Consider the following 22540-nt stretch of genomic DNA (forward strand, 5'->3'; position numbering starts at 1 on the left):
ACACCCAGACAACAAAAACAGACGATCACCCAGCCAATCAGCCAGATCATCCATCCACTCGCTGCCAGAAAAGACAACAACGCCAGCCCGCCGAACCGAAGTCCCCGCTGGCCGCCGCCGATGAACAGCGATATACGGACCGATAGATCAGACGTCAACCGCGAAAATCGAGGGATGTCGGGTTTCCGAGCCGGCTCGCCATGTCGTCTCCCCTCCCCTGCCGTGTCTCTTGACCGGTATCGCCCTTCGGGTCCGGCGGGTCGGCTGGTCCCTCAGCGTCGGCTGGCGAACCGACGCCTTGCCCATTCGCGCAGAAGCTCGCGTTCATAAGGGAAGCTGCCCGACTGCGCGGCCCGGGCGCCGAGCAGGAAGTTGATATCGCTCACCCGCTCCTCGTTCGACGCAAGGCGCTGCCCCCGCTGGTTCAGCAGCGTGTAACGCAGGCGAAAGGAGGGTGGGGTCGCATCGGTGACGACCCGCAGGCCGTAGGGGAAATTGGCGCCCGGATTGGCAAATCCCGCCAGGTCCACGTCCAAGACGTCGACGACCAGACGCTCGCCGGGGGCAAGGAAAGGCGCCGCCGCCTGCTCCATCAGCCGGCGCAGCTCGGCCAGGGTCGCCTCAGGTCCGATGCTCGAACCGAACCGGTTGTTGGCGTCGACGTAACGGTCGGGCTCGATGAAGCGGACCTCCACCGATCCGACGGGCGCGGCGATCGCGGAGCCGGCAAAACCGACGAGGACGAGGGCGAGCTTCGGGATCGACGCGCGCAAGGCTCAGTACCCCCGTTTCACATCCGCCAGGGCACGCGTCAGTCCCTCGGCGATCCGCTCGCGGACGGGGGGCGATGCATCGCGGGCCACGACAACGAATTCCCGGCGCGAGACCAGAGTCAGGGTCTGGAGCCCGTATTCCTCGTCCTCGACCCTGGTCAGTTTCGTCCAGAGGGGATTGAAGCGCCATTCGCGCCGCTCGCCGCGATGGGTGACGCGCGCCAGCATCACCTCGATGGGCGAGATCATGACTTCCTCGAAGGAGCGCCCGCGCTTCAGGCTTGTCGTCAGCGCCACGTAGAGGGCGATCATGTCGAGGCCGAAGAAGCCCGCCACCGGCCAGAACCCCGCCCGGACGCACGCGATCGAGGTCACCAGCGAAACGGCGCCGCAGCCGATCATGACGTTCCGGAAACCATGATGGGTCAGCGATTGATGCGGACGGATGGTCGCCTGAAACACCGGGACATCGATGCTGTTCGGGTCGAGCCCGTCGGGATGGGATGGGATCATATCGCGAACCGTGTTGCCGCTCTCCATGGGACACATATAACCCACCGATGAAGACCCGACAGTCGAAGCCCCGCAAGAAGTCCGCGACCGCGACGACATCGCCCGCGCCGAAGGTTCCCCGGGCGGCGAGGATCGGCGCCACCGTCGCCGCCCCCCTCGTCGCCGGAGTGGCGACGGCCCCCTCCCCGGTGGATGAAGCCACGCTCGCCGAGATTTTTTCGCGATTGCGTGCCGCCAACCCGGAGCCGAGGGCGGAACTCGACTACCTAAACCCGTTCACGCTCCTCGTGGCGGTGGTGCTGTCGGCCCAGGCCACCGACAAGAGCGTGAACCTCGCCACCGCCCCTCTCTTTGCCATCGCCGATACGCCGGCGGCGATGCTGGAACTGGGCGAGGAGCGGGTCCGCGGCTTCATCCGCACCATCGGCCTGTTCAACACCAAGGCGAAGAACGTCATCGCGCTCTCCCGCATCCTGGTGGAGGAGCATGGCGGCGAGGTGCCGGCCTCGCGCCCGCATCTCGAAATCCTGCCGGGCGTCGGCACCAAGACCGCGAGCGTGGTGATGAACGTCGCCTTCGGCGTGCCCACCATCGCCGTCGACACCCACATCTTCCGGGTCTCGAACCGCATCCCCCTCGTGGTCGCGCCGACCACGGACAAGGTCCAGGCGGGGCTGGAAGCCATCGTGCCGGAGCAGTTCCGCCTGAACGCCCACCACTGGCTGATCCTGTTCGGCCGCTACGTGTGCAAGGCGCGACGGCCGGAATGCCCGACCTGCCTCATCGCCGACCTCTGCCGCTATCCGCACAAGACCGTCGCGGCCTGAGCGGACCTCCCGCCACCCGCCATGCATATCCGACCCGTCCCGCACGGCCGGGCTGCGGGCGGGTGCGTTGTACTGCAAACCCGCTTCGGGTAGTTTGCGCCACGGTCGTCGAGGCTTTCGACAAACGATGTGTTCTCGCGGCCCGGTCTCATCGAGGCCGCCACGCCGCGGATTCCGCACATCGACTGTCCGAAGGAGTCACGGCCCATGGACTTCCTCAAACCACGGTATACGCCTATGAACCGCCGCCGTCGCATCTACGAGGGCAAGGCGAAGGTCCTGTACGAGGGACCCGAGCCGGGAACGCTCATCCAGCATTTCAAGGATGATGCCACCGCCTTCAACGCGCAGAAGCACGAGGTCATCGACGGCAAGGGTGTGCTGAACAACCGGATCTCCGAGTTCGTTTTCCAGCACCTCAACGATATCGGCGTGCCGACCCACTTCATCCGCCGCCTCAACATGCGCGAGCAGCTGATCCGCGAAGTCGAGATCATCCCCCTCGAGGTGGTGGTGCGCAACGTCGCCGCCGGCTCCCTCGCGACGCGCCTCGGCCTCGAGGAAGGCACGCAGCTGCCGCGCTCGATCATCGAGTTCTACTACAAGAACGACGCGCTCAACGACCCGATGGTGTCGGAAGAGCACATCACCGCCTTCGGCTGGGCGACCCCCCAGGAGATCGACGACATCATGGCGCTCGCCATCCGCGTCAACGATTTCCTGTCGGGCCTCTTCCTCGGCGTCGGCATCCGTCTCGTGGACTTCAAGATCGAGACCGGCCGTCTCTGGGAAGGCGACCTGATGCGGATCGTCGTCGCCGACGAGATCTCCCCGGATTCGTGCCGCCTGTGGGACATCAAGAGCCAGGACAAGCTCGACAAGGACCGCTTCCGCAAGGATCTCGGCGGCCTGATCGAGGCCTATACGGAAGTGGCCAAGCGTCTCGGCATCATGTCCGAGAACGAGAAGGTCCAGTCCGGCGGCCCGCGCCTGGTCCAGTAGCCGACATCACCGGGACGCCATGAAAAAGGGGCCCCGCGCGAGCGGAGGCCCCTTTTTCATGCGCCGTCGATCCTGCGTTCGTGGCCGACCGCTATTGCGCAGCCTCGGGGGCCGCCTCGGCGGGGGCGGCCGCACTTGCCGCAGCGGGCTTGCGTCTGCGCTTCACCGCGGCCTTGCCGGGCGCCCCGTGCAGCGAGACGCCGATCTCGTAGCTCTCGCTCAGGGGGCGCGGCACCACGAGGTTCTCCTCGATCACCGTGAACAGGCCCTGTGCCTCGCCCGGTCCGATCGACACCGCCACCTTGCGCGCCCGCGTCGCGATGATCTGATCACCGGCCTTGATCGTGAAATGGACCGGAGCCTCGAACCGTCCGGGCCGTCCCTGGGGTCCGAGGAGAACCTGCCCCTCGACGCCGACCTTTACGCTCACCGAGCCATCGGCCAGGCGCGCACATTCGCGGGCGAGACGCCCGAGGGTGATCTGGCTGCGCAGGCTGGCATTGTCGTCGGCCCGGCCGCCGTAGCTGCGCAAAGCGGCGCCGTTTTCCGCGACATCGACGGTGGGGCAGTAGACCTCGCCGAGATCGGGGGGCTGCGACGGCGGAACCGTGGTCCCGCCGTATTTCAGCATGTTGGTGAACCAGTTGCCGTCCTCGGCCGAGGCCGCCCGGGGCATCATGGCCGCCACGGGCAGGAATCCCGCTACCAGGGCGATTCCGACCGTCATCGCGCGTGTCCGCATCGTCAGATCCCGCTGAACCTCCGGCACGGGGCGCCGGAACAGGTCTATTTCAGGCTGGCGAACCCGTCGCCGAAGCCCTTCATCGAGAGGGGAATGCCGACTCCCTCCTCCGGTGTCTGGAACACGATGAACGTGGCCTGCACCCCGGCGCTGAACTGCTTGATAAGGTTGTCGTCCATGACCACCTCGGCGACGCAGCCCGTGGTGAGGCAGCGCACGAACCCGGCCCGGCCGACATCGGTCTTGTCGATCTTGAGGCCGAGGCCGGAGGGCAGAAGCACGCCGAGCGGCGCCACCACGCGCAGCAGGTAGCCGCGATTGTCCGCCGTCTTGAGGACGATGACGACGAGGGTGAGGTTGGGCCGGTCCTCGGCGGCGAGGTACTGGACCAGGGCGCATTGCTCGGCTTTGGCACCCGCCGGCGTCTCGCAGCGGAGCTGCCAGTCCCCGAAGGTGTTGCGCACCATGCCCTGCGCCTCGGCGCGCCCGCCCCCGGCGAGTCCTACGCCGACAAGTGCGGCGAGGCAGACCAGGCCGATCCGCGCCGGGCGCCCGAGAGAGGTCGCCCGATCCTCGGCGACCCGCATCGCACGCCTCAGCATTGCTCGAAAACCCACGCGCCGATCCCTCTCGCCCCACCCCTCATGGCAAGGGGCACCCGATGAAACCCGCGGTGTTCCGACCATGCGCGGCTATTCTGTGTCAAGCGTGACCACTAGTTTACCCTCACGGACTATCGTTACCCGGAATGACGCCCTAATTCAGAGGGCAAAGCTTCCTGCGCCAACGGACCGAGCCCATGCGATTCCATGCCACCGCCGCGTTCCTGATCCTCGCCGGGATCGTTCCCGCCACGGCCGAGTCCCTGCCCGTCGACCAGACGACCTATGTGGAGCGGTCGCTCAACCGCGACGGGCCGCTGGTGATCGAACACCGGCCGATCCGGCGCATGCCGGGGGGGCGGATCAATTCCAATTCGGCCGAGATCGCCGGGTTCTGCCGCGACGGCGGATATGTCCGCCGTCTCGACGAGTTCGGCAACCCGACGATCCTGCGTCAGCGCGAAGTCTGCGACAGCGTCGCGCCCCGTACCTTGCGGCCAGGCGATGTGGATGCCCGTCCGACCTGGCCGGTCGAGCGGGTGTCGCGGGAGCGCGTCCTGCGCGCCCGCGGGTAAGGCGGACAGAGCCGAACCCAGCCTCATCCGTAGCGGTGGAGGCTGGCGCCGTTGCGCTTGAGCCAGCGCTCTGCCTCGTCCACATGCGGGCACAGGGATTCCACCAGGGACCAGAACCGCTGGGAATGGTTCATCTCGCGCAGATGCGCCATCTCGTGCGCCACGAGGTAATCGAGCACCAGGGGCGGCGCGAGGATCAGGCGCCAGGAGAAATTCAGTTCGCCGCGCGCGGTGCAGGAGCCCCAGCGCGAGCGGGTATCGCGGATGGTGATCCGTTTCGGTCCCTGACCCAGCTTCTCCGTATAGACCGCAACCGCCCGGGCGAGATCCTTGCGGACCTCCCGCTCCAGGAAGTCCCTGACCCGGCGCGGCAGGTGGGGCGCCTCGCACGCCACGGAGAGCGCCGGACCGCCCTCCTCCTCCGTCACCAGGGTCACGCCGCCCCGCTCGCTGCGATGGACGATGCGATGGCCGACACCGCGCAGGGGGAGTTCGGCCCCCGCCTCGAACGCCACGCGATCGGGAACCTTGGCGAGCCGCATGGCGATCCAGCCGCCATGGCTCACCGCGAAGGTGCGGGCGACCGCCAGGGACGTCCGCGCAGGCAGCGTCATCACCACCTCGCCGGTGGCGCTCGACACGCGCAGGGTCAGCCTGCGGGCCGCCGGGCGGCGGCGCAGGGCGACATGGAGCTTCACGCCCTCGTGGAGGATGTCGATATGGTCGGGATCGGACCCGCGCAGCAGGGCGACTCTCATCACGCCAGCTTAGCCGCAGCCTCCCGCCACCGCCATCGGCGCAGAGGTCACGTCCAGAACTTTCGCGGGGTCGCCCCCCCGCATCACGCCGCCGGGCGCTGCTCGATGGCCGGCAGAGCCTGCATCTCGCGGATGAAGGACGCGATCCGCGGGGCGATGACCGTGCGATAGCGCGAGCCGTTGAACACCCCGTAATGCCCGACGCGCTCCTGCAGGTGATAGGCCTTGCGCTCAGGCGGCAGGTTCGGGGTCAGGTCGAGGGAGGCCTTCGTCTGCCCGACGCCGGAGATGTCGTCGTTCTCGCCCTCGATGGCGAGGATCGCGCAGGTCCGGATCGCCGCAAGGTCCACCCGCTCGCCGCGATGGAGCATCTCGCCCTTCGGCAGGGCGTGGTCGACGAAGACGGTCTTGATCGTCTGCAGGTAGAATTCCGCCGTGAGATCCATCACCGCGAGGTACTCGTCGTAGAATTCCCGGTGCTTCTCGGCGGAATCGCCGTCGCCGGTGACGAGGTGGTCGAACATCTCGGTATGGGCGTTGACGTGGCGATCGAGATTCATCGCCATGAACCCGCCGAGCTGGAAGAAGCCCGGATAGACGCTGCGCAGGGCACCGGGATACGCCAGCGGGACGATGGTGATGCAGTTCCGCTCGAACCATGCGGTGCCGCGCTCTTGCGCCAAGCAATTGACGGCGGTGGGCGAGCGACGGGTATCGATGGGACCGCCCATCAGGGTCATGGAGCGCGGCACCGGCGCCGTGCCCCGCGCTTCCATCAACGCCACGGTGGCCAGCACCGGCACGGCCGGCTGGCACACGGCCATGACGTGAAGGTCCGGACCGAGGGCGACGAAGATCTCCTCGAGGTAGTCGATATAGGTGTCGAGATCGAACCGCCCGTCCGTGATCGGCACGAGGCGCGCATCGGACCAGTCGGTGATGAAGACCTGATGGTTGGGGAGCATGGCCTCCACGGTGCCGCGCAGGAGCGTGGCGTAGTGCCCCGACATCGGCGCCACGATCAGGAGCTTGGGCTGCGGCTCGGAGGGGCCGCGCGCGAAGGAGCGGTCGAAGGTCACGACCCGGCAGAACGGCTTCTCCCACACCACCCGTTCGCTCACCGGCACGCTCGCCCCGTCGATCCAGGTTCCGGTGAAGCCGAAGGCCGGCTTGGCGTAGCGCCGGGTTCCGCGCTCGAACATCTCGCAGGCGGCAGCCATGGACTTCGCATAGGGCGAATAGGCGAGGGGATTGGCCGGATTCTGCAGGCTGTGCTTGACCATGTCCGCAGCGAGGCGCGCCGGCGCCGTCATCATGCGACCGAACTCGTACCAGGTGTAGGCCAAGCTCATATCCGCCCCTCCCTCGTGGTCCCGCGCCTCTGCCGTCCCGCGCGATCGGGCGCGGTAGAGAACGCCGCGCCTCGTGAAACGTTCGGTTCGGGAGATTCGTAAGGGTGCGGAGTGCGCAGGGTTGGGCGCAATCGGCGGGCGAATCATGGATTCCGGCCCGCCGAGCGCTATCGTTGAGCGGACATGATCGACATGAGCACGAATGGCTTCGTTCGCGATGCCCGGCATCTCCGCCTCGACACCTTCGTGCGCCTTCGCTGGCTCGCGATCACCGGGCAGAGCGCGGCTGTCGTCGGCGCGCAGTTCGGCCTCGGCCTGCCCCTGCCCTTCGGCTGGTGCTTCCTCGTCATCGCGGCGTCGTCCTGGCTGAACCTGGCCCTGCGGATCCGGTTTCCCGCGAGCTACCGCCTCAGCGACGATTCGGCGGCCCTGCTCCTCGCCTTCGACATCATCCAGCTCGCCGCGCTGCTCTTCCTCACCGGGGGCCTGCAGAACCCGTTCTCCCTGCTCTTCCTCGCCCCCGTGCTGATCTCGGCCACGGCCCTGCCCCCGGAGCGGACCCTGGCGCTGGGGCTCCTGGCGGTGGGACTCGCGACCATGCTGGCGCTGATCCACCGGCCGCTGCCGTGGTTCGCGGACGGGCGGCTCGAACTGCCGTTCCTCTATGTCTCGGGGGTGTGGACGGCGATCCTCCTCGGCACCGCCTTCACCGGCGTCTATGCCTGGAAGGTCGCGGAAGAAACGCGGCAACTCGCCCAGGCTCTGGCGGCCACGGAACTCGTGCTGGCGCGCGAGCAGCACCTGTCGCAGCTCGACGGGCTGGCGGCGGCGGCGGCGCATGAACTCGGCACGCCTCTCGGCACGATCATGCTCGTCACCAAGGAACTCACGCGCCAGCTCGCCCCCACGGCCTCGCCCGCCGTGAAGGACGACCTCGACCTCCTGCGCGACCAGGTGGACCGCTGCCGCGGCATCCTGTCGAAGCTGACCTCCCTCGACGGCGACGAGGCCGGCATCCTCCAGACCGTGACCCTGAGCCATCTCGTGGAGGAACTGGTGGCGCCCCAGCGCGCCATGGGCATCGAGCTCGACGTCACCAGCCGCGGCGACGGCGTCGAGCCGGCCTGCCGGCGCAATCCGGGGGTGCTGTTCGGCCTTGCCAACATCGTCGACAACGCCGTGGACTTCGCCATCAGCCGTGTCGTCATCGAGGCGCGCTGGACCGCCGAGCGGGTCTCCCTTGAGATCAGCGACGACGGCCCGGGCTTCTCCAGCGAGATCCTGCTGCGGGCGGGCGAGCCCTACGTCACCACCCGAAGCCCCGACAAAACGCGCGGCGGGAACAGCGTCGGCGCCGGCCTCGGCCTCGGTCTCTTCATCGCGAAGACCCTGATCGAGCGCTCCGGCGCCCAGCTTACGCTCTCCAACGTGTCAGGCCACCAAGCAACCGGAGCCGTCGTCCGCGTATCCTGGGCGCGCCACATCTTCGAACGGGACACGCTTCCCAGGCGCGGTACGCAATTCAACGCCGAGGTGCCCCTGATCGAACGCGGTCCGGCTCCTATATAAGTTACCAACAACTCGATTTTGGAAAATGGAGGAGCGTCGGATGCTGACGCAGAGTGGAAGTCCGGCGCCTGCCGCCGACGTACTGCAGACGTCGGACTCCGACCCGCTTGCGGCCTATGCCGACCGCACGCTTCTGATCGTGGACGACGACCGTCCCTTCTCCACCCGCCTGGCGCGGGCGATGGAAGCGCGCGGCTACGAGGTCCAGGTGGCCGAGAGCGTGGCCGAGGGCGTGTCCCTGGTGGAGACCCGCGCGCCGGCCTTCGCCGTCATCGACATGCGCCTCGGCGACGGCAACGGCCTCGACGTGATTGCGCGGCTGAAGGAGAAGCGCCCGGAAGCGCGGGGCGTCATCCTCACCGGATACGGCAACATCGCCACCGCGGTCACCGCCGTGAAGCTCGGCGCGTTCGACTACCTCGCCAAGCCCGCCGATGCCGACGAGATCCACGGCACGCTGATGGCGCAACCGGGCGAGCGGGCGGACCCACCCGAGAACCCGATGTCGGCCGACCGCGTGCGGTGGGAGCATATCCAGCGGGTTTACGAATTGTGCAGCCGCAACGTCTCGGAGACGGCACGCCGTCTCAACATGCACCGGCGCACGCTCCAGCGCATCCTCGCCAAGCGCGCACCGCGCTGACCTGTCCCTGACGACCCCGGCGGCGCGATGTTGCACGGAACCGGACCGGCGCTGTAAAGCTCCGCCCGCCCGTCGCAATCGCTGCACCGGGGCCGACGGAGAAGCATCCCCGTGAACACGCGCAACCTGATCACGATCGTCAGCATGATGGTGCTGGTGGGCACCGAAGTCTTCGCCGTCGCCATCGCCGCCGGCTGGGCGCTCGCCGGCCTGTTCGATCTCGGCGATACAGTGGGCCATGTGCTCATGGTGCTGTTCAGCGCGATCGCCGTCTGGATCATGGTCCAGCTCTGGCGCCGGGCGGTGAGCATCGAACCGATCCGCGACGCCGCGCCGGCCGCCCGTCGCTGATTCGGGGGTAGGATCGCGGATTGCGCTTGCGCCCGACGAAGGCGGATCGGGCAGGGAGACATCCCCGCCGCGATGGGGCCGCCGCGTTGCAAGCCCGGCATTTCCCGACTATCGCCTGACGGGCCGAGCCACAGCATCGAGTCCGAGCCCATGAAAGCCCGTATCATCGTCACCCTGAAGACCGGCGTGCTCGACCCGCAGGGTAAGGCCATCGAATCCGCCCTCTCCTCTTTCGGCATCTCCGGCATCGAGGGTGTCCGCCAGGGCAAGGTGTTCGACCTCGAGATCGCCGATACCGACCCCGCCAGCGCCGAAGCGACTCTGAAGAACGCCTGCGAGAAATTGCTCGCGAACACCGTGGTCGAGAACTACGCGATCGAGATCGTCTGATGCGCGCCGCGATCGTCGTCTTCCCCGGCTCCAACCGCGACGGCGACGTCGCTCGCGCCCTGCGCCTCGCCGGCGCGGACGTGGTCAAGGTCTGGCACACCGACACGTCACTCCCCGCCGGCACGGATCTCGCGGTTCTGCCCGGCGGCTTCTCCTACGGCGACTATCTCCGCTGCGGCGCCATCGCCGGCCGCGCTGCCGCCATGGACGCCGTCCGCGACCATGCCGCCCGCGGCGGTCTGGTGCTCGGCATCTGCAACGGCTTCCAGATCCTGTGCGAATCCGGCCTCCTGCCGGGCGTGCTGATGCGCAACGTCGACCGGCGCTTCATCTGCCACCGGCAGCTGCTCCGGGTGGAGCGTGCCGATACCCGCTTCACCTCGGCCTATGCCGAGGGACAGGTGATCGACGTCTGCGTGGCCCATGGCGAGGGCAATTACTTCGCCGATGCCGAGACGGTCGCCCGCCTCGAAGGCGACGCCCGCGTGGCCTTCCGCTATTCCGACGCGTCGGGCGAGCTCACCGTGGACGCCAACCGGAACGGCTCTCTGAACTCCATCGCCGGCATCTACAGCGAGAACCTCAACGTGCTCGGGATGATGCCCCATCCGGAGAACTTCGTCGAAGGCCTCATCGGCGGGGTCGACGGGCGCGGGCTGTTCGAAAGCCTGGCGGCTTAGTGCATGTAAACCCTCTCCCACGTGCGGGAGAGGGTGCCTGCGGAGCGGGTGGGAGAGGAAACCACCTCTCCGGATGATGGCGTTGTTCTCATTCGCCCCGCGGATGCGGGCCACCTGCTCCCGCAAAGGGGTGAAGCAAGCGCCGCGCCCTCAATGCCCGTCGAATTCCATCAGGGTCCGCACCGGCACGTCGAGGTCGCGCAGCTTCTGTGCCCCGCCGATCTCGGGCAGATCGATGACGAAGCAGGCCGCCACCACCTCGGCGCCGATCTGGCGCAGGAGGTTCACCGCCGCGCAGGCGGTGCCGCCGGTGGCGATGAGGTCGTCCACCAGCAGCACCTTGTCGCCCGGCTTGATGGCGTCCACGTGGATTTCCATCTCGTCGGTGCCGTATTCGAGCGCGTAGGCGATGGAGACGGTCTTGTGGGGCAGCTTGCCCTTCTTGCGGATCGGCACGAAGCCCGATGAGAGCTGGTGCGCCACCGCGCCGCCGAGGATGAAGCCCCGCGCCTCGATGCCCGCCACCTGGTCGATCCGCCCGCCCGCGAAGGGGTGGACCAGGGAATCCACCGCCCGGCGGAACGCACGCGGGTCGCTCAGCAGCGTGGTGATGTCGCGAAAGACGATTCCGGGCTTCGGGTAATCCGGAATCGAGCGGATCGAATCCTTCAGCGCGGAGTGGCGGCGGGCTTCCATGCGGGCGGCTCTCTTCAGCAAATTCTGTCGCGGCTTAGATCAGATGCGGTGCCCCGGGACCAGGGGGTCATGCCTGCCCGGTCGCCGATCCCGGCGCCGCGTGGCGTAATCGCGATCCTACTCCGAGATCGCCGGCCGGATTGCCCATGGGGAATGCACGGATGGCGTCTCCCCGCCCTCGGCAACCCCTTCTCGTGGACGGTCGGAACGGCTTAGGATACGCGAGCGAGGTGAACCATGACGGATTTGCTGGAGAAAGCGGTCGAGGCGGTCCGGCGGATGCCGCCCGCCGATCAGGACACGATCGCGCAGGCCATGATCGGCATGACGGAGATCGGGAGCGCCGGCGATATCGACCCGGATCATCTCCAGGACGTGCTGGATGCCATGGCGGAGATCGAACGCGGTGAATACGCCTCGGCAGAGGAGGTGTCGGCGGCTTTTCGAAGCTTCGAACGGTGAAGCTCCTCGTCTCCGCAACGGCCACGCGGAGGCTGCGAGAAATCGCCGAATATATCCATGACCGTCATCCCGCTGCCGCGCGTAGCGTGGGTCGGACGATCGAGGATGCGTTCGACCTCGTCGCCCGCTATCCCGAGGTGGGGCGGCGTCTGCCGAAGCGCGTGCGTCGGTTCGCGGTGCCGCGCCTGCCTTACCTGATATATTACACCGTCGACGAGCGCGCGGACGCGGTCATCATTCTGACAGTCAGACATGGAGCCCGGCGCCCGAGCTCCTGACCCGTTGACGACTGCGCAGCCTCAGGCGTTGGCGCGGCGCAGGAGCTTCACGAGGTCGCCGTGCAGGCTCTCGTTGCCGGCGGCCACCGAGCGGGCGGCCAGGGGTTCCGCGCCGCCATCGGCGCTGGTGACGAAGCCGCCGGCCTCGCGGACGAGGATGATGCCGGCCGCGATGTCCCAGGTCTGGAGGTCGCGCTCCCAGTAGAGATCCGAGCGGCCGCAGGCGACGTAGGCGAGGTCGAGGGCGGCCGAGCCGAAGCGGCGGGCGCCGCCGGTGACGGCCATCACCGCCGCGACCTCGCGCAGGAGCTTCGGGTGGTCGCCGCGGCCGAGATAGGGCGAGCCATAGGCGACGAGGGCGTCGGCGAGATCGGTCCGGCCGGAGACGCGCAGGCGGCGGTTGTTGAGATAGGCGCCCTTGCCGCGCTCGGCCACGAACAGCTCGTCCTTGGCCGGATCGTAGATGACGCCGGCGACGATCTGGCCGTCGCGTTCGAGACCCACCGAGATCGCGAAATGCGGGATGCCGTGGAGGAAGTTGGTGGTGCCGTCGAGGGGGTCGACGTGCCAGGTATGGCTCTTGTCCTGCCCCTCGATGTTCCCGGATTCCTCGAGAATCAGGCCGTAACCGGGGCGCGCCTTCATCAGGGCGTCGCGCAGAACCTCCTCCGCCTTGCGGTCGGCGGCGGAAACGAAGTTGCCGGGGCCCTTGCGCGAGACCTGGAGGTTCTCGATCTCGCCATAGTCACGCTTGAGGCCACGGGCGGCCTTGCGGACGGCGTCGACCATGACGGTCATGAGGGGTGAGCTGATCATCGATGCAAAGGTCCGGGTCGATTCAAAGAACGGTCTCGCGCGGCCATAGCATGTTTGCCGCCCGCCTCACCCCTCGCCGATGCGGGGCAGAGGAGAAACGCGCGCAGGCGTCCAGGGATGCCGCCCGCGTGACGCGGGCGGACGACGATGTGTCCTCCTCCTCGTCGTCCGGTCTCACTCCACCTTCATCCGCGCCTCGGCCAGACGCTCGGCCCGGCTGCGCTCCTCGGCGGTGAGGCCGGCGAGGGTCTCGTCGAGCTTGGGGTCGGAGCGTCCCTGGGCGGCGGCGGCGAGGTTCCAGGCCGCCGCCTCCACGAGGTTCTTCTGCATCCCCCGTCCGAGGGCGTAGAGGATGGCCACGCGATTCTGCGCGATGGCGTTGCCGCGCGACGCGGCGTGCAGGAAATAGCGGGCCGCGCGGGCCTCGTCCTTCTCGACGCCGATGCCGTTGAACAGCAGGATCGCGAACTCGACCTCGCCGGCGAGATCGCCGTTATCGGCGGCGCGGCGAAACCACTCGGCCGCCTGTTTGGGATCCTTCTGCACCCCCCTCCCCTGGAGGTAGAGCACGCCGAGATCGTGCTGGGCGGGGCCGATCTCGCCCTCGGCCGCCTTGCGGAACAGGACGGCGGCCTTCACCTCGTCCGGCTCGGTTCCCGTCCCGATCAGGATCAGGGCGAGGTTGTAGGCGGCCGTCGTGTCGCCCTTGGCGGAGGCCTGTTCGAGCCAGGCGCGCCCGGCCTTCGGATCCTTCGTGCCGCCGCGGCCATCGATCGACATCAGGCCGAGGGAGGCCATGGCGTGGGTGTCGCCCTGGTTGGCGGCCAGACGATACCATTCGGCCGCCTTCACCGGGTCCTGCTTCACCCCGAGGCCCTGGTTGTAGAGCTCGCCGAGCAGCGTCATCGCCGCGGCGTCCTTGTTGTCGGCGGCGATCCGCTTCGTCGCCTCGCGGAAGGCGGTGGTGTACTGGCCGCGCTGATAGGCGCCGAAGGCCACATCCGGCTCGGACTTCGAGCGGGGCGGCACGGCGCCGATCGCGCCGACGGAATACGGGGTCGGAAGGTCCCGCATCTGCCCCTGCAGCATCTCCTTGGGACGCGACGTCACGGACTGGGGCACGGCCGGATCGGTCGGCATCACCTTCGGCGCCTCGGCCAGTGCGGGGAACACCAGGCCCTCCGCCACGGCGAGGGCGAGGGCGAGGGCGAGGGCGGCCCGGCGGACCCGCCTCACGTATCCGCCTCCGAGGCCGAGACCGAGGCCTGGATGGCGGCGACATCGGCCCCCTCACCCATCCAGAGGGCGCTCTCCAGCCCGAGGAATTCCGCCCCCGTCGCCAGAAGCCCTTCCACCTGGGCCACGTCATGGGCGACGGCGATGCACGGGGTCTCGAAGATCTCCACCCACCATTCCGCGCGCTCGCGCACGGTATCGGCGTCGGGGGCGACCCCATCGGCGTAGAGGCCGCCGAACATCACGTAATCGACGCCGGCCTCGCCGGCCTCCATGGCCGCGTGCTTCTGCTCGTAGCCACCGGTCCCGAGGATACGGCCGTCGTCGAGGCGCTCCCGGAAATCCTTCAGAACTCCATCCCGCGCCTTGTCCACATGGACGCCGTCCGCCCCGCCTCGCGCGGCGACGCTGACGAGGTCGCCGGAGAAATCGGACACGGTGACGACGAGGGCGGCACCGGTGGCCTGCGCCGCCGGGGCCAAGCGCTTGACGAGGTTCACGAGGCTGCGCTCATCCGCTGCTGCGAGGCGCAGGATGACGGCCGCCACGTCCCCCGCCGCGCAGGCGGCATTCAGCGCCTCGGCGAGGGCATCGGCCTGATGGGCCTCGACCCTGTGGGGGGACAGGAGGGCGAGGCGGGTACGGGGTTCGGCCATTCTTCTCGTCCTAACAGCATCATCCCGAGACGCGGGCTTCGCATCTCGGGGACAGACGATGCGAGATCACCGCGTCACGCATGGTTCCGGATTCGATCCGGAACCATGAAGCAGGGGCTCAGGCAGCACCGATCTTGGGATCGAGAGAGCCGTTGGCGTAGCGCTTGGCCATCTCGGAGACCGAGATCGGGCGGATCTTGGAGCCCTGGCCGGCGGTGCCGAATTCCTCGAAACGCTGGCGACAGAGCTTCGTCATCGCGTCCATGGCGGGCTTCAGGTACTTGCGCGGGTCGAACTCGGCCGGGTTCTCGGTGAGCACCTTCCGGATCTGGCCGGTCATCGCCATGCGGTTGTCGGTGTCGATGTTGATCTTGCGCACGCCGTGCTTGATGCCGCGCTGGATCTCGGCCACCGGCACGCCCCAGGTGGGCTTCATCTGGCCGCCATAGGAATTGATGATGTCCTGCAGGTCCTGCGGCACCGAGGAGGAGCCGTGCATGACGAGGTGGGTCGTCGGCAGGCGGCGGTGGATCTCCTCGATCACGTTCATGGCGAGCACGTCGCCGTCGGGCTGGCGGGTGAACTTGTAGGCGCCGTGGCTGGTGCCCATGGCGACGGCCAGCGCATCGACCTTGGTGGCGGTGACGAACTTCACGGCCTCTTCCGGGTCGGTGAGGAGCTGGTCGTGGCTGAGCACGCCCTCGGCGCCGTGGCCGTCCTCGGCCTCGCCCTGGCCGCTTTCCAGCGAACCGAGCACGCCGAGTTCGCCTTCCACCGAGACGCCGGCCCAATGGGCCATGCGGGTGACGTTGCCGGTGATCTCGACGTTGTAGGCGTAGTCGGCCGGGGTCTTGCCGTCGCTTTTCAGCGATCCGTCCATCATCACCGAGGTGAAGCCGTACTGGATCGCCGTGGCGCAGGTGGCTTCGTTGTTGCCGTGGTCGAGATGCATGCAGACGGGGATGTGGGGGTAGATCTCCACGAGGCCGTCGATCAGCTTGGCGAGCACCACGTCGTTGGCATAGGCGCGTGCGCCCTTGCTCGCCTGCAGGATCACCGGCGAATCGGTGGCATCGGCCGCCGCCATGATGGCGAGCCCCTGCTCCATGTTGTTCAGGTTGAAGGCCGGCACGCCGTATTCGTATTCGGCGGCGTGATCCAGGAGCTGCCTCAGGGTGATACGTGCCATTGGTGTCTCCTCAGAACGATGGGGCCGGCCCGATGGGCCGAATACGCTGAAATTCGTCTGCCTTGTCGGACCTTACCGGGTCCATCGCAACTCGAAATGGGAGGGGCCGCCAGTGGTTCCTCACCATTTCCCATCCCCTCACCTCATCCCGAAGTGCCGGAGCGGTGCGAGGGCCTCGAAGGAGCCTCCTCCGAGGCCCGCCGAGGCGGGCGCCTCAGGGCGAGGCGGTGGGACGGGTGACGGAACCGGTCACCCCCTGACGCGCAGGGCCTCGACACCGGGCAGGACCTTGCCCTCCAGCCATTCGAGGAATGCTCCGCCGGCGGTGGACACGTAGGAGAAATCGTCGGCGACGCCGGCATGGTTGAGGGCGGCCACCGTGTCGCCGCCGCCGGCCACCGAAACGAGCTTGCCGGCCCTGGTGCGCTCAGCCGCGTGGCGGGCCGCCGCCACCGTGGCGGCGTCGAAGGGGGTCAGTTCGAAGGCGCCGAGAGGGCCGTTCCAGACCAGGGTGGCGGCCTCGTCGATGGCGGCATCGATCTCGGCCACCGAGGCCGGGCCGGCATCGAGAATCATGCCGGTCTCCGACACGGCGTCGACACTCACCGTCTCGTGCGCCGCGTTGGCCTTGAACGCGGAGGCGACCACCGCGTCGACGGGCAGGATGATGCGGCACTTGGCGGAAGCGGCGGCGTCGAGGATGCGCAGCGCCGTCTCGGCGAGATCCTTCTCGCACAACGACTTGCCGACGGCTTTCCCCTGCGCGTGCAGGAAGGTGTTGGCCATGCCGCCGCCGATGACGAGCATGTCCACCTTGGCGACGAGGTTCTGCAGGAGGTCGATCTTCGAGGATACCTTGGCACCGCCGACGAGGGCGATGACCGGGCGGCTCGGCGCCTCCAGCCCCTTGGTGAGCGCGTCGAGCTCGGCCTGCATCAGCCGGCCGGCATAGGCCGGAAGCACGTGGGCGAGGCCCTCCGTCGAGGCATGGGCGCGGTGGGCGGCGGAGAAAGCCTCGTTGACGAAGACGTCGCCGTTGGCGGCGAGGTCCGCCACGAAACCGGCCTCGTTCTTTTCCTCGCCCGCGTGGAAGCGGGTATTCTCCAGGAGGAGCACGTCGCCGTCCTTCAGGGCCGAGACGGCCGAGGATGCGGCCTCGCCGATGCAATCCTCGGCGAAGGCGACCGGACGGCCGAGATGGTCGGACAGGGTGGCCACCACCTGCCTCAGCGAATCGGCCGCCACCGGCTTACCCTTGGGGCGGCCGAAATGCGCCAGCAGCACCACGCGCCCGCCGCCATCGGCGATCTCGCGGATCGTCGGGACGATCCTCTCGATGCGGGTGGCGTCGGTGACGCGCTCCCCCTCCATCGGCACGTTCAGGTCGACGCGGAGAAGCACGCGCTTGCCCTGGAGGGAGCCGGCATCGTCGAGGGTGCGGAAAGCGGTCATCCTGGCCTTCAGTGTCGTCGAGAGAAATGTCAGCGCGGGGTGATGAGGCCGTCGAGATGGAAGCGCTGGGCGGCAATGGTCAGCACCACGGTGAGCACGGCCGTGATGATCGCCGTCAGAACCAGGGCCCCGGAGCCGGGCAGCCGGCGCGTGCGGTCGGCGACGGCGCGGACTTCGCTGCGCAGGGCGGCGAGGTCGGACTGGCGGGCCGCCTCGCTCATGCGGGTGGTCGCCCCCTCGATCTTCTCCTCGACGCGGGAGAGCAGGGCCTCGGAGCGGGCGTACTTGTCCTCGATCCGCGCGCACTTGTCCTCGATGCGAGCGAGCTGGTCGCTGCCGGGCGAGGATGGGGACAAGGGCTCGGCCTTGCCGACCGCGAGCGGCGGTGCCGCCTTCTGGTTGGCGATCGCCTGGGTCTCGGGCACCGGCGACGGCGCCGTTCCCGCAAGATCCGGCGTCTTGCTCTCAGACATCTTGGCGCCCGGGATGAAGCTGGTTCCGGTCGACGGGGTCGGCGAAGGCTCGGTCATGTCGGACGCACCATTGCTGGTCGATCACAGGGTGTCGTTCACGGGGCAGTGCGGGCGGCCCTCGGGCCGCCCGGAAACGTCGCTCTCAGAGCAGCTTTCCCATCGCCACGGCGGTGTCCGCCATGCGGTTCGAGAAGCCCCACTCGTTGTCGTACCAGGACAGGATACGCACGAACGTGCCGTCCATCACCTTGGTCTGGTCGAGGTGGAAGGTGGACGAATGGGGATCGTGGTTGAAGTCGATGGAGACGTTGGGCTGGTCGGTATAGGCGAGCACGCCCTTCAGCGGGCCGTCGGCGGCGGCGCGGATGGCGTTGTTGATCTCCTCGACGGACGTCTGGCGCTTGGCCGTGAAGACGAGATCGACGGCCGAGACGTTGGGCGTCGGCACACGGATCGAGGTTCCGTCGAGCTTGCCCTTCAACTCCGGCAGGACGAGGCCGACGGCCTTGGCCGCGCCCGTGGAGGTCGGGATCATCGACAGGGCGGCGGCGCGGGCCCGGTAGAGGTCCTTGTGCATCTGGTCCAGCGAGGGCTGGTCGTTGGTGTAGGAGTGGATCGTCGTCATGAAGCCGCGCTCGATCCCGACGAGATCATTGAGCACCTTGGCCACCGGCACGAGGCAGTTGGTGGTGCAGGAGGCGTTCGAGATGACGAGGTGGTCGGCGGTCAGCTTGTCGTGGTTGACGCCGTAGACCACGGTGAGGTCGGCGCCGTCGGCGGGGGCCGAGACGATGACGCGCTTGGCGCCGGCGTCGAGATGGGCCTTGGCCTTGTCCTTCGAGGTGAAGATGCCGGTGCATTCCAGGGCGATGTCGACGCCGAGCTCGCGGTGCGGCAGCTCGGCCGGGTTGCGCACGGCGGTGACCTTGATGCGCTGACCGTCGACGACGATGAACTCGCCGTCCACCTCGACCTTGGCGTTGAAGCGGCCGTGGATCGAGTCGAAGCGCAGCAGGTGGGCGTTGGTCTCGACGGGGCCGAGATCGTTGATCGCGACGACCTCGATGTCCTTGCGGCCGGACTCGTGGATGGCGCGCAGGATGTTGCGGCCGATGCGTCCGAACCCGTTGATGGCAACCTTCACCGACACGGCGTGAATCCTTCTATGTACCGGGCGCCGACCTCGCGGAACCCGTGAGCAGCAAGAGCGAGACAGCGGGCCGGAGGGGCGGAGCCGCCATTCGGCATCGCTGTGTCATGTGCACCGTTGAACGTCAGATGAACCGCATGGTCCATCCTCGGACCCTCATGTGTCCGCGAACGGACCGATGCGGGATCGATGGTCGAACGGGTCACGGGCTCGAATTCCCAATCTGGCGGTCGGTTCGAGGAGCGCGCGGTCTCTAACATGGGGGAAACCGCTGGCAAAGGTTTTGCCCGATCGATTCGTTTCCCTCCCCCGCATATGATGGCAAAGCGTCGATTTCGCGCGCGGATCGGTCGAGGTTTGGCTACAAATCCGCTGTTCCGAAACAGATGCGCCAGCCCCTTCATGATCCGGCGGACCCTAGAACGATGAGCCAGACGCCAGACCGGCCGAACGTGGACCATGCCCTTGCTCGGCTCGATACGGTGCTGACCCGCCTCGAAGCCTCGGTGGCCCATCGCCTCGAGGCCGAGCGCGAACCCGGCGACCTGGAGACGGAACTCGCGATCATGGCGGAGGATCGCGCGCGCCTCGCGGCGGAACTCGACGCCGCCAGCGCGCGCCTCGCCACGGTGGAAGCGACCACGAGCGATGTCGGCCACCGCCTGGGGCGGGCGATCGAAGCGGTGGAGGGCGTACTGGCCCGTCCCCCCGCCTCACGCTAATCTGACACCTCTCACACCAGCCCTGTCGGACATGCCCCAGATCAGCGTCACCATCGACGGCAAGAGCTACCGGATGGCCTGCGCCGAAGGCGAGGAGGCGCATCTTTCGGCGCTGGCCGCGGAGCTCGACACCCGCGTCACCGAGATGCGGACATCCTTCGGCGAGATCGGCGACATGCGCCTGCACGTGATGGCGGCGCTGCTGCAGGCCGACGAACTCGACGAGACCCGGCGCCGCCTCGCCGCCCTGGAGACGGAGACCGCCGCCCTGCGTGCACAGGTAGAGACCGCCGATGCCACCCGCGCCGCGGAGGAGGCCCGCATCGCCGCCGGCCTCGGCCGTTGCGCCGACCGGATCGAGCGCCTGGCCGGGGCGCTGGCGGCCGGATGAACTGAACGGCGCCCCGGTCCGGGCGTTCCGTCGTCAGGCCGCGCGCAGGCCGGTGAGAAGATCTTCCAGTTCCCGCCGCAACTCGCCGGCGCCTTCCGACAGGGCCCGCGCCGAGTCGACCACGTCCCCGGCCACGTGACCGGTTTCACCGGCCCGCACCTGGACCTGCGCGATGCTGGCGCTGACCACACCCGTCCCCGTGGCGGCCTCGGCCACGTGGCGCACCACCTCCTGCATCGTCGCCTGCTGCTGCTCGATGGCGGCACCGACGGCGGCCGTCGTCGCGCTCACCCGGTCGAGGGTGCCGCTGATGCCGCCGATCGCGGCGACGGAATCCTGCGTCGCCCGACGGATCTGTGCCACCTGCACGCCGATCTCGTCCGTCGCTTTGGCGGTCTGACCGGCGAGTTCCTTCACCTCGGCGGCGACCACGGCGAAGCCGCGCCCGGCCTCGCCCGCCCTGGCCGCCTCGATGGTGGCGTTGAGGGCGAGCAGGTTGGTCTGGCTGGCAATGGCGTGGATCATCGCCATCACGTCGCCGATCCTCTCCGCTCCCGACGACAGACCCTGGACGGTGGCGTCGGCCATGCGGGCGTCGGCGACCGCGGCCCCGACGAGATCGGCCGTGAGGGCGGTCTGGTTGCCGATCTCGCGGCCGGACGCGATCATCTCCTCGGACGCCGCCGCGACGGTGGCGACGTTGCCGGAGGTCTGCCGCGCATTGGCCGCGACGGTGAGGGCGCGTTCATTCGTGTCCTGGGCCGCCTGCGCCATGGTGGCGGCACGGGCTTCGAGGGAGGTGGCGGCCTCGGCGAGGGTGGTGACGAAACGGCCGAGGCGATTCTCGAAATCGTCGGCGAGACCCGCCGTGGCGGCGCGGCGCTGGGTCTCGACGCCGGCGCGGGCGAGGCCGGCTTCACGCATGAGATCGGCGTTGTGCACGAGACCGGCCTTGAACACGGCCAGGGCTCCCGCCATGGCCCCGATCTCGTCGCTGCGGTTCTCGTAAGGGATGGCGACGGTGAGTTCGCCACCGGCCAGACGGACCATGCTGGCGGTCATCCCACCGAGCGGACGCAGCAGCCGATAGATCACCATCGTGCTGGCACCGGCCGCGAGGACAACCGCAACTACGAGGAGGCCCGCATTCCAGGCGAGGTCCCAGCGGGCCTCTTCCAATCTTGCGAGGGCGGCGGCTTCGAGTTCCGCGACGGCGGCCAGGGGGACTTCCGCGATCATGTCGAGGGCGGGGGTCGATTGCCTGCGCGATTCGAGGACGGTGGGACGCGGCTGGCCGGGATCGGACAGACCCGCGACGAGCGTGCGGGTGCGCTCGGCGAAGGGACCGGTGAAGTAGCCCGCCAGCGCCGCGTCGATGGCGCGCTGCAACGCGGGCGGGGCCTGGCCCGAGAAGGCACCCTGCACCATGCCGAAGGTGAAATCGGCCTGACGGGTCCAGGCGGCGAAATCCTGCATCTCGGCCGGTGTGATCGCCCGGTTCTGCCCCAGCACGGCGTTGATGATCGTATGCGAGTTGCCGGCGAAGCTCCGTGCCGACCAACTCATCGACCGGGTCAGGATCAGCTTGCTCAGGGTCGTGTCGATAAGGCCGATCTCCGCCTCGGTGGCGGCCATTCCCGCTTCGAAGGCGGCGATGAGGGCCTCGCCCGTGCCGTTGATCCGCGCAGCCAGAACCCTGTCCCGCGCCGCCGCCGGCTGAAGCATCGCGGCATCGAAGGCCTCCCTGGTCTGGCGCCAGGCATCATAGCTCTGCGTCAGGGCTTTGCCGGCCTTGGCGAGGATGGGCACCGCCGGGTCGGCCAATCCGGACAGGCCCGCAGGCATCATCTGCTCCATGGCGGCGCGGCGCTTGGCAACGTCCTTGAGGTTCGCCGCGGCGGCCTCCCTGTCGAGGGATACCACCGACAGGGCCGCACCGCGCTCGAACCGCAACTCGGCCAGCGCTCTGAGCAGGGACCGATCCACGGAACTCAGGTCTGCGACGCGCTGCGCCGCCGCGGCGGTCGACCACGCGACGTAGACGTTCCGCCCACACAGGGCGATGACGATGATTCCCAGGGTGAGGATGACGGAGATCAGCCACCGCTTGATCGGCATGAACGTTTCCTGGAAAGACAGATGAGACAGCACTCCGTCTTCCACGACAGCGCCGATAGACAATCTAGCAGGAGACAAATTGAAGATCAGTTACTCCTTTGTCCGGGAGTGACTGTAAAAGCGC

27 protein-coding genes are annotated in these 22540 nt (G+C 68.2%); 12 read left to right on the forward strand and 15 right to left on the reverse strand.

Annotated features, from left to right (window positions below; genetic code table 11):
• Positions 1 to 272 precede the first annotated feature (272 nt).
• Both MKK51_RS02300 and MKK51_RS02305 read right to left on the reverse strand, forming a co-directional pair.
• On the reverse strand, positions 273 to 773 hold the full coding sequence (locus tag MKK51_RS02300; RefSeq protein ID WP_243974729.1) for a DUF3016 domain-containing protein: 501 nt from the start codon (positions 771 to 773) through the stop codon (positions 273 to 275).
• A 3-nt stretch (positions 774 to 776) separates the two neighbouring features.
• Entirely contained in the window at positions 777 to 1313 is a 537-nt protein-coding gene (locus MKK51_RS02305) for a DUF2244 domain-containing protein (protein ID WP_409565595.1), read from the reverse strand.
• 20 nt (positions 1314 to 1333) lie between these two features.
• Between MKK51_RS02305 and nth the strand changes: the two genes are divergently transcribed.
• On the forward strand, positions 1334 to 2113 hold the full coding sequence (nth, locus tag MKK51_RS02310) for an endonuclease III (protein WP_243974732.1): 780 nt from the start codon (positions 1334 to 1336) through the stop codon (positions 2111 to 2113).
• A gap of 207 nt (positions 2114 to 2320) precedes the next feature.
• Positions 2321 to 3115, forward strand: a complete 795-nt coding sequence (purC, locus tag MKK51_RS02315; RefSeq protein ID WP_026175628.1) for a phosphoribosylaminoimidazolesuccinocarboxamide synthase — start codon at positions 2321 to 2323, stop codon at positions 3113 to 3115.
• A gap of 91 nt (positions 3116 to 3206) precedes the next feature.
• Here purC and MKK51_RS02320 read toward each other — a convergent pair whose 3' ends face one another.
• Both MKK51_RS02320 and MKK51_RS02325 read right to left on the reverse strand, forming a co-directional pair.
• Positions 3207 to 3842 carry a hypothetical protein gene (locus MKK51_RS02320; RefSeq protein WP_243974733.1) on the reverse strand — a complete coding sequence of 212 codons (636 nt, stop codon included), beginning with the start codon at positions 3840 to 3842 and terminating at the stop codon, positions 3207 to 3209.
• A gap of 59 nt (positions 3843 to 3901) precedes the next feature.
• Positions 3902 to 4444 (reverse strand): invasion associated locus B family protein, encoded by a 543-nt coding sequence (locus MKK51_RS02325; RefSeq protein ID WP_409565598.1) that lies wholly within the window; start codon positions 4442 to 4444, stop codon positions 3902 to 3904.
• 212 nt (positions 4445 to 4656) lie between these two features.
• Here MKK51_RS02325 and MKK51_RS02330 point away from each other — a divergent pair, with 212 nt between their 5' ends.
• Positions 4657 to 5034, forward strand: a complete 378-nt coding sequence (locus MKK51_RS02330) for a hypothetical protein (RefSeq protein WP_243974735.1) — start codon at positions 4657 to 4659, stop codon at positions 5032 to 5034.
• A gap of 23 nt (positions 5035 to 5057) precedes the next feature.
• Here MKK51_RS02330 and MKK51_RS02335 read toward each other — a convergent pair whose 3' ends face one another.
• Both MKK51_RS02335 and MKK51_RS02340 read right to left on the reverse strand, forming a co-directional pair.
• On the reverse strand, positions 5058 to 5792 hold the full coding sequence (locus MKK51_RS02335; protein WP_243974736.1) for a M48 family metallopeptidase: 735 nt from the start codon (positions 5790 to 5792) through the stop codon (positions 5058 to 5060).
• Between the two features lie 83 nt (positions 5793 to 5875).
• Positions 5876 to 7144 (reverse strand): polyhydroxyalkanoate depolymerase, encoded by a 1269-nt coding sequence (locus MKK51_RS02340; RefSeq protein ID WP_243974737.1) that lies wholly within the window; start codon positions 7142 to 7144, stop codon positions 5876 to 5878.
• A gap of 183 nt (positions 7145 to 7327) precedes the next feature.
• Here MKK51_RS02340 and MKK51_RS02345 point away from each other — a divergent pair, with 183 nt between their 5' ends.
• The 5 genes from MKK51_RS02345 to purQ all read left to right on the forward strand — a co-directional run bounded on the left by MKK51_RS02345 (position 7328) and on the right by purQ (position 10777).
• On the forward strand, positions 7328 to 8713 hold the full coding sequence (locus tag MKK51_RS02345) for an ActS/PrrB/RegB family redox-sensitive histidine kinase (RefSeq protein ID WP_243974738.1): 1386 nt from the start codon (positions 7328 to 7330) through the stop codon (positions 8711 to 8713).
• A gap of 40 nt (positions 8714 to 8753) precedes the next feature.
• Positions 8754 to 9356 carry an ActR/PrrA/RegA family redox response regulator transcription factor gene (locus MKK51_RS02350; RefSeq protein ID WP_243974739.1) on the forward strand — a complete coding sequence of 201 codons (603 nt, stop codon included), beginning with the start codon at positions 8754 to 8756 and terminating at the stop codon, positions 9354 to 9356.
• Between the two features lie 111 nt (positions 9357 to 9467).
• Positions 9468 to 9707, forward strand: coding sequence for a hypothetical protein (locus tag MKK51_RS02355; protein WP_243974740.1), 240 nt, complete (start codon positions 9468 to 9470; stop codon positions 9705 to 9707).
• A 150-nt stretch (positions 9708 to 9857) separates the two neighbouring features.
• Complete coding sequence (purS, locus tag MKK51_RS02360) at positions 9858 to 10097, forward strand: phosphoribosylformylglycinamidine synthase subunit PurS (protein ID WP_243974741.1); 240 nt, start codon at positions 9858 to 9860, stop codon at positions 10095 to 10097.
• On the forward strand, positions 10097 to 10777 hold the full coding sequence (gene purQ, locus MKK51_RS02365) for a phosphoribosylformylglycinamidine synthase subunit PurQ (protein WP_243974742.1): 681 nt from the start codon (positions 10097 to 10099) through the stop codon (positions 10775 to 10777). The genes purS and purQ overlap by 1 nt, the downstream gene beginning before the upstream one ends.
• Before the next feature lie 150 nt (positions 10778 to 10927).
• Here purQ and MKK51_RS02370 read toward each other — a convergent pair whose 3' ends face one another.
• Positions 10928 to 11473, reverse strand: a complete 546-nt coding sequence (locus tag MKK51_RS02370; protein WP_027170828.1) for an adenine phosphoribosyltransferase — start codon at positions 11471 to 11473, stop codon at positions 10928 to 10930.
• Between the two features lie 237 nt (positions 11474 to 11710).
• Between MKK51_RS02370 and MKK51_RS02375 the strand changes: the two genes are divergently transcribed.
• Positions 11711 to 11935 (forward strand): hypothetical protein, encoded by a 225-nt coding sequence (locus MKK51_RS02375; protein WP_243974743.1) that lies wholly within the window; start codon positions 11711 to 11713, stop codon positions 11933 to 11935.
• The gene (locus MKK51_RS02380) at positions 11932 to 12213 is read left to right on the forward strand and encodes a type II toxin-antitoxin system RelE/ParE family toxin (RefSeq protein ID WP_243974744.1); all 282 of its coding nucleotides are present in this window, start codon (positions 11932 to 11934) and stop codon (positions 12211 to 12213) included. The genes MKK51_RS02375 and MKK51_RS02380 overlap by 4 nt, the downstream gene beginning before the upstream one ends.
• Before the next feature lie 21 nt (positions 12214 to 12234).
• Here MKK51_RS02380 and MKK51_RS02385 read toward each other — a convergent pair whose 3' ends face one another.
• The 7 genes from MKK51_RS02385 to gap all read right to left on the reverse strand — a co-directional run bounded on the left by MKK51_RS02385 (position 12235) and on the right by gap (position 19185).
• On the reverse strand, positions 12235 to 13029 hold the full coding sequence (locus MKK51_RS02385) for an inositol monophosphatase family protein (RefSeq protein ID WP_243974745.1): 795 nt from the start codon (positions 13027 to 13029) through the stop codon (positions 12235 to 12237).
• 174 nt (positions 13030 to 13203) lie between these two features.
• Positions 13204 to 14265 (reverse strand): tetratricopeptide repeat protein, encoded by a 1062-nt coding sequence (locus MKK51_RS02390; RefSeq protein ID WP_243974746.1) that lies wholly within the window; start codon positions 14263 to 14265, stop codon positions 13204 to 13206.
• Positions 14262 to 14921 (reverse strand): thiamine phosphate synthase, encoded by a 660-nt coding sequence (locus MKK51_RS02395; protein WP_243974747.1) that lies wholly within the window; start codon positions 14919 to 14921, stop codon positions 14262 to 14264. Before MKK51_RS02395 ends, MKK51_RS02390 begins: the two co-directional genes overlap by 4 nt.
• A 118-nt stretch (positions 14922 to 15039) precedes the next feature.
• Positions 15040 to 16110, reverse strand: a complete 1071-nt coding sequence (gene fba / locus MKK51_RS02400; RefSeq protein WP_243974749.1) for a class II fructose-bisphosphate aldolase — start codon at positions 16108 to 16110, stop codon at positions 15040 to 15042.
• A gap of 249 nt (positions 16111 to 16359) precedes the next feature.
• Positions 16360 to 17562 (reverse strand): phosphoglycerate kinase, encoded by a 1203-nt coding sequence (locus tag MKK51_RS02405; protein ID WP_243974750.1) that lies wholly within the window; start codon positions 17560 to 17562, stop codon positions 16360 to 16362.
• A 29-nt stretch (positions 17563 to 17591) separates the two neighbouring features.
• Positions 17592 to 18092 (reverse strand): hypothetical protein, encoded by a 501-nt coding sequence (locus MKK51_RS02410; RefSeq protein ID WP_243974751.1) that lies wholly within the window; start codon positions 18090 to 18092, stop codon positions 17592 to 17594.
• Positions 18093 to 18177: 85 nt separating this feature from the next.
• The gene (gene gap / locus MKK51_RS02415) at positions 18178 to 19185 is read right to left on the reverse strand and encodes a type I glyceraldehyde-3-phosphate dehydrogenase (RefSeq protein WP_243974752.1); all 1008 of its coding nucleotides are present in this window, start codon (positions 19183 to 19185) and stop codon (positions 18178 to 18180) included.
• 425 nt (positions 19186 to 19610) lie between these two features.
• Here gap and MKK51_RS02420 point away from each other — a divergent pair, with 425 nt between their 5' ends.
• Both MKK51_RS02420 and MKK51_RS02425 read left to right on the forward strand, forming a co-directional pair.
• On the forward strand, positions 19611 to 19907 hold the full coding sequence (locus MKK51_RS02420) for a DUF4164 domain-containing protein (RefSeq protein WP_243974753.1): 297 nt from the start codon (positions 19611 to 19613) through the stop codon (positions 19905 to 19907).
• Between the two features lie 31 nt (positions 19908 to 19938).
• A complete protein-coding gene (locus tag MKK51_RS02425) occupies positions 19939 to 20298 on the forward strand; it encodes a cell division protein ZapA (RefSeq protein ID WP_243974754.1) in 360 nt (119 codons plus the stop codon).
• 33 nt (positions 20299 to 20331) lie between these two features.
• Here the strand turns inward: MKK51_RS02425 and MKK51_RS27090 are convergent, their stop codons facing one another.
• Positions 20332 to 22416, reverse strand: a complete 2085-nt coding sequence (locus MKK51_RS27090; protein ID WP_279600932.1) for a methyl-accepting chemotaxis protein — start codon at positions 22414 to 22416, stop codon at positions 20332 to 20334.
• Positions 22417 to 22540 lie beyond the last annotated feature (124 nt).

The sequence above is a fragment of the Methylobacterium sp. E-045 genome, assembly GCF_022829685.1.
Taxonomy (GTDB): Bacteria; Pseudomonadota; Alphaproteobacteria; order Rhizobiales; family Beijerinckiaceae; genus Methylobacterium.